Source organism: Tunicatimonas sp. (assembly GCF_049647865.1).
Taxonomy (GTDB): domain Bacteria; phylum Bacteroidota; class Bacteroidia; order Cytophagales; family Cyclobacteriaceae; genus Tunicatimonas.
In genome coordinates this window covers 1-6,437 of the sequence record NZ_JBARYM010000442.1, presented here as the reverse complement: position 1 = coordinate 6,437, position 6,437 = coordinate 1, and the positions used below count along the sequence as shown (strand labels likewise).

Genomic DNA, 6,437 nt, shown 5'->3' with positions numbered 1-6,437 from the left:
GGAGTATATAAACTTGCTCCTATTGAAAGAGAATTTTTAGTTCTAATGTTGCTGACTGTTGAGATGTACTGATAGATTCAGGATAATATTCTATTTTAGAAACTAAATAAACCAAACAACTATGCACCAATCTATTGCCACAGTACTTCTATCACTACTTATTAGTCTGATCGTAGCTAGTGCAAGTCTTGCTCAAGAGCGTTATCTTGATAGTCTATTCTCAGTTCAGATGGAAACCCTTACTTATGCCCAAAAACCCAACGAGCAACTAGACTTAGATATTTACACTCCGCAAGCTGACTCAGAAACGTTACGCCCGTTGCTGCTGTACGTTCACGGGGGAGGGTTTTCGGGAGGACAGCGAAACGGAGAACGAGCTGACCGCTTTTTTCGCCAATTAGCTCAGCGGGGCTACGTAGTGGCTACCATGAGTTACACACTTACCATGAAAGGAAAATCCTTCAGTTGCGATCAGCCTACTCCCAATAAAATCAATACCTTCCGAACTGCCGGAAACGATATTGCCCGAGCTACACGATTCCTAAATAGCCAAGCGGGTGAGTTAGGTATTGACACTACTCAGATTGTACTTGCCGGAAGCAGTGCCGGGGCCGAAGCTGTATTGCACGCGGCTTACTGGCCGGAAACTCGCGTAGCGGAGGGACAATCATTAATTTCTGATAAATTCAAATACGCCGGAGTCATTAGCATGGCGGGCGCTTTGGTGTCATTGGATTGGGTAACGACTGAGTCGGCAATGCCTACCCAGTTTTTTCACGGTACCTGCGATAATTTAGTGCCCTACGGAGAAGCTCCGCACCACTATTGTGAAGTAGGTGAACCAGGGTATATGCCGCTATACGGGCCAGAAGCTATTACCGATAAGCTACGGGAGCTAGGTAAACCATATTATTTATACACAGTTTGTCGCGGTCGGCACGAATGGGCTGGACGACCACTTGCTAATAACGTAGCCGAAATCACCGATTTTCTCTACCACGATGTGCTGCAACAGCAAAGCCGACAACTACATACCGTTCAAGCTTCGGAAGGCGATGATTGCCCCGATTATCCTGGATTTAATTATTGTGAGTAGAGATAGTGTTATGGTATTAGATCGTTATAGTTCGTAGTGCAAAGAGGTTAAAAAACAAAATAGTCAGCATCACACAAACACTATAACGCCTCAGCATTATAAGACCGTAACACATTACCACCCGAACACAATTTCAGCATGATTCCCATACTTGGTGCTTTATTTCCGATTTTTGGTGTGGTGATGCTTGGCTTGGTGCTTCGGCGAATGAAGTTTCCGGGTGATGCGTTCTGGCCCTATTCCGACCGTTTGACCTATTTCGTACTATTCCCGGCTCTGCTCATTAATAAGTTGGCTACCGCTAACCTAAACCGTCCCGAATTACTTCCTATGCTGGGAGTATTGTGCTTATCAATCATTGTGATCTCGGTATTGGTTTGGTTCATCAAGCCAGTAATGCCCGCTAGTAATTCCAGCTATACATCGGTTTTGCAGGGCAGTATTCGTCCGAACACCTTTATTGGTTTAGCGGGTGCTTCAGCACTTCTGGGAACAGAGGGGTTAGCCCTTCTGGCGGTGGCTTTGGCAAGTGTGATACCGCTAGTAAACATAATTAGTGTGCTAGGTTTTGCTCACTGGGTACCCCGTAGTTCGCCCAGTGCTGCTCAGGTGATACGTAGCATTCTGACGAATCCACTCATCGTTTCCTGTATTATTGGGTTACTACTCAACTTTAGTGGAATAGGTCTTCCGTTAGGATTAAACTCATTAACCGTTGTTGTCGGTCAAGCCGCCTTACCAATGGGGCTATTGTCAGTGGGAGCTGGCCTACAGCTACAGAAATTAGGACAACACTGGCAACTATTGACGGTAAGCAGTCTTTTGAAATTAATTTTACTGCCGTTGCTAGCTTTCGGATTAGGAATCTTCTTCTCAGTGAATGGATCGCCCCTAGCTGTGGTAGTGCTGTATACTTGTTTACCCTGTTCGGTTTCATCATATACTTTGGCTGCTGAGTTAGGTGGAGATAAAACCTTGGTAGCAGCTATCATTACCATTCAAACGCTGTTAGCCATGCTTACTATGCCTTTCCTATTAGAGATAACAGTATTGTGATTTCACTAACTGGTAACAGTCTCCTTAATTTTCTTAACCTAAATTATTCCTTAATACATCAAATAAGTAAGGTTGGCGAACCTAGAGTGCCTCTATACTAAGAAGAAAATCTTACTGATTAACGTACAAAGTAAGATTCCTCTATAATTCAATGAGTAGCATATTTTAGCGAAGCCTATCTTGAGCAGGCAGTAATTTTAGCTTTTATTTTAAATGAGGCGCGCTTTTAAGTAAAATTTTAGAAAGATGGTTACAAATTCACAGAACGTTACTATTGGGCAAAAGTCGCAAATTGTTTCTCGCACTACTCAGGTTAAATGGCCCGAAATTTTAAGCCTGGGATCTTTACACGCCGCCGTTGCCATTAGTTGGATTGCCTATCAAGAATATCAACCAATATTAGTACAGAAATTTCAGGTAGCGCACCTTGCGCAATTCCTAGTTATTACAAAAGCACTGATCTTAGTGCTTATTCCTATACTAGCGGGTTGGATAGCTGATAGAATTCTGGTTACTCGAGGAAAATATTTTGTCGTGTACATGGTAGGAATCAGTGTAACAGCTATGGTGTTTATGGTGGTAGCTTCGCTAATAACAATCGGCCCCGATCATCCGGTAGCAAGTGGTCTACCAATTATGATTGTACTCTGGCTAATAAGCATGAGCATGTTTCTCAGCCCAGCTTTTTCTATGTTAGAGTCCTTTGCTTCCAGCCGCAATCTACCTATTGCCGTTGGGGTTATCATCTTAATTACGGACATTATTTACGCTCTGGAACCGTTGGTGGTGCTATTAGTCCAATTTTTCGGCGAGAGTTTGACGTTTGTAGTGGGAGCTATTTTGGTTTTTGGAACAGGTTTCCTTTTCAATAAGGTTGCTTCTGATGAAGTAATGGAGAGGCAAGTGCAAGCCCAAAAGATTGATAAAGGAGAAAAAAATCATGTTTCCCTACTTCCTATTTTACTTGTTGGCGTATTGGTAGGAATAGGACGTGCATTCTTAGTTGAGTTTATACCTGTTACCTCTCCGCTAACGGCAGTATCGGGCGAGCAGTTCTCATTTGTGTTATTAGGAATCTCAGCCCTAACGGCGTTTGGGTTTGGGCACTATACTTCTCGTAAAAAAGTGCGTAATATCCTGCCAATTTCTCTCTCTATAATGATACTTGGTGTCGGGGCACTGATATTAACAACGGCTGACCCGTTTTTATTTACTATCGTCGGAATTGGGTTAGCGTTGAGTTTTGGAGTTGCTCACATGAGTAGTATACCCTTTGCCTTTAGACGACTTTCTGTTCGTCATATTACTTTGGGTATTGGAGCATTTCTTGGAGCTTCAGCGTTGATCGAGGGGCTCTTGGAAATATATTATGTGCTTCAGTAAAAAGATATAAGTACTCTAAGGCTAGATGCAAGCATCTTCTCGGTTATCATCTACCGGCAGCTAATCGCGCTTATACAAGAAGAGCTATAAAGATACTAATGTACGCTATTGGGCAGTATTGTTCGATAGTGAACAGTCATCTTTTACCCAATCTGTCCTCACCGACCATACTCGCCGATTTTAGCTTTGGCACACTATTCTCAATTAGCAGTGAGCAATGAACAATGAACAATGTGACCTTCTGAATAAAGAAGCGTGTCTTGCATATTGCACACTGTAAAAATTATGATAAAGAACTACGTACTTATCGCTATTCGCAACATCTTTAAAAACAGAGTTTATTCTTTCATCAATATTTTTGGTTTAGCTATTGGCCTTACCTGTAGCATACTTATTCTGCTGTGGGTACAAGATGAAATGTCGTATGACTCTTTTCAACCGAAAGCCGACCGTCTGTACCAAGTTTGGCTACAAGCCCAGTGGGACGAAGAGCTAGGTTCACAAGTGGCACTGCCACTACCAACCTACGAAGCACTCAAAACTGCTGACAGCCATATTGAGCGGGTAGCTTTAACTGATTGGGGCAGCAGTCACCTACTTGCGGTTGAAGAGGACGCAATTGTCAAAGAAGGCTACTTTGTCAGCGAAGAGTTTTTAGAAATGTTTGAGTTTTCGTTGGTGCAGGGAGGAGAACGTGGTGCGTTGCTGGATGATCCTTCGTCTATTGTAATTACCGAATCTACCGCTCGTGCTTTATTTGACCAGGAAGACCCGATTGGCAAAGTCGTGCGAGTAGATGATAAGCATGAACTTCAGGTAACCGGAGTGTTGAGCGATATTCCGTCAAACTCCTCCTTCGAGTTTGACTTTCTGCTGCCCTGGAAATTAAACGCAACGTACGACTATGTAAAGAACAGCCACGAAGGAAATTGGGATAATCACTCATGGCAGGTATACGCTGAACTAACTGATTCTTCTCATAAGTCCGATGTGGAAAATAGCATTCGCGATATTGTACATGAAAATGGCAATATGGATTTTAAACGAGAGCTGTTTTTGTATCCACTCGCTCGCTGGCGCTTACATTCTTCTTTTGAAAATGGGGTAGAAACCGGAGGTATGATAGAATACGTACAGCTATTTACTGTGATTGCGATCTTTATTTTAGTAATTGCTTGTATCAATTTTATGAATCTGGCTACTGCCCGCTCGGAAGGACGAGCTAAGGAAGTAGGTATTCGCAAGAGTGTAGGATCAAACCGGCAAGAACTAATTCTGCAATTTATGGGCGAGGCTGTCTTTATCTCAGTACTGGCATTTCTGTTTGCTATACTTTTTACGGAACTAGCCTTGCCTTTTTATAGCGACTTAGTAGATAAAAAGCTCTTTCTCAATTTTTCTACTTGGCAATTTTGGGCAGCAAGTTTAGGAGTGGTATTGTTTACTGGACTTATTGCTGGTAGCTATCCGGCCCTATATTTATCATCTTTTCAGCCAGCGCGCGTGCTAAAGGGGGCGACAAAAACCGGGAAAGGTGCCAGTACTCCTCGCAAAGTGTTGGTAACGCTTCAGTTTGGCTTTTCAATCCTACTAATTGTTGGAGCAATTGTTATTTACCAACAAATACGTTTGGTGCAGAATAGAGAGTTAGGCTACAGTCAAGAGAATCTCATATTTGTAGGAGGCACCGACGATCTGAAGGAGAACTACGAAGTATTGAAGAACGAACTACTGCAATCAGGGTTAGTGACCAGCATGACGCGTTCTAACAGTCCGATTACTAATGTATACTCTAATAACTTTTTGGGTTGGCCCGGAAAGCCCGAAGAGCAACGAGTGATCTTTTCTACCATTGTAGCGGGGTACGACTATACTAAAACAATGGGAATTAAGGTGCTGGAAGGGCGAGACTTCTCAGAAGAATTTGCCAGTGACAGTGCGGCTATTCTGGTCAATCAAGCCGGTATGGATATTATGCAACTAGATGATCCTATCGGAAGTCAGCTTGAATTTGGCGGAGAGAAGAGAACACTCGTCGGTATTGTAGATAACGTGCTGATGGGATCTCCTTACCAGCCAGTAGACCCCATGATGATCATTATGGGTGACTGGGGAGGCGGATACTCGCTACGGTTAGCTAAAACGAATGATCTCTCCGGTGCTCTGGCTCAGGTTGAAGATATTTTCAACAAGTATAATCCGGCCTATCCGTTTGAGTATGACTTTGCCGACGTAGAATTTCAGAAGAAATACACCATTATCAATCTGACTAAAAGTCTGGCTAATTTATTTACGGTGCTGGCACTAATCATTACTGGACTAGGGCTGTACGGGTTAGCCTCCTATACTGCCGAGCAGCGTACCAAAGAAATTGGCATTCGTAAAGTAATGGGAGCTTCCATTACTAGTATAATATCACTAATGTCGAAAGACTTCTCTCGTTTGGTAATTATTGCCTTTGTTATTGCGGCTCCTATTGCTTGGTGGGCACTGAACCAATATCTTGAGCGGTATACTATTCGTACTGATATTCACTGGTGGATCTTTCCGCTTGCTGGCTTAGCTGCTTTAATCTTCGCATTGGCATTTGTAATTACCCAAGCTCTTCGGGCTGCTCGCACTAATCCCGCTAAAGCACTACGGGGTGAGTAGTGAGAGTGAGCAAGGCATGCTCATGATTGATCGCCAAATAGACCTTTTGGCATTTGAGGTGTTTCTTAACAAGGGTAATTGCTGATCTTATCCTGTATGAAAAAATCACTGTAGACCATACTCTTCTTTGCTGTATCTATTGATGTTACTTCAATTAGTCCGGAGGAATCGCAACATTGTTTTTCTCTGAAATAGATTAGCTGCCAGAAAAAAAATTGTTGTTTTTCAATAATTACTAGATAATTTATTA

4 protein-coding genes are annotated in these 6,437 nt (G+C 42.8%); all 4 read left to right on the top strand.

Annotated features, from left to right (window positions below; all coding sequences use genetic code 11):
- The first annotated feature begins 121 nt into the window (after positions 1-121).
- The 4 genes from WBA23_RS13195 to WBA23_RS13180 all read left to right on the top strand — a co-directional run bounded on the left by WBA23_RS13195 (position 122) and on the right by WBA23_RS13180 (position 6,187).
- Positions 122-1,096: an alpha/beta hydrolase gene (locus WBA23_RS13195; protein WP_424582744.1), complete on the top strand. Its 975-nt coding sequence runs from the start codon at positions 122-124 to the stop codon at positions 1,094-1,096.
- Positions 1,097-1,234: 138 nt separating this feature from the next.
- Positions 1,235-2,152 carry an AEC family transporter gene (locus WBA23_RS13190; protein ID WP_424582743.1) on the top strand — a complete coding sequence of 306 codons (918 nt, stop codon included), beginning with the start codon at positions 1,235-1,237 and terminating at the stop codon, positions 2,150-2,152.
- 246 nt (positions 2,153-2,398) lie between these two features.
- Positions 2,399-3,535 carry a hypothetical protein gene (locus tag WBA23_RS13185; RefSeq protein ID WP_424582742.1) on the top strand — a complete coding sequence of 379 codons (1,137 nt, stop codon included), beginning with the start codon at positions 2,399-2,401 and terminating at the stop codon, positions 3,533-3,535.
- A 285-nt stretch (positions 3,536-3,820) separates the two neighbouring features.
- Positions 3,821-6,187: an ABC transporter permease gene (locus WBA23_RS13180; protein ID WP_424582741.1), complete on the top strand. Its 2,367-nt coding sequence runs from the start codon at positions 3,821-3,823 to the stop codon at positions 6,185-6,187.
- Positions 6,188-6,437: the final 250 nt, after the last annotated feature.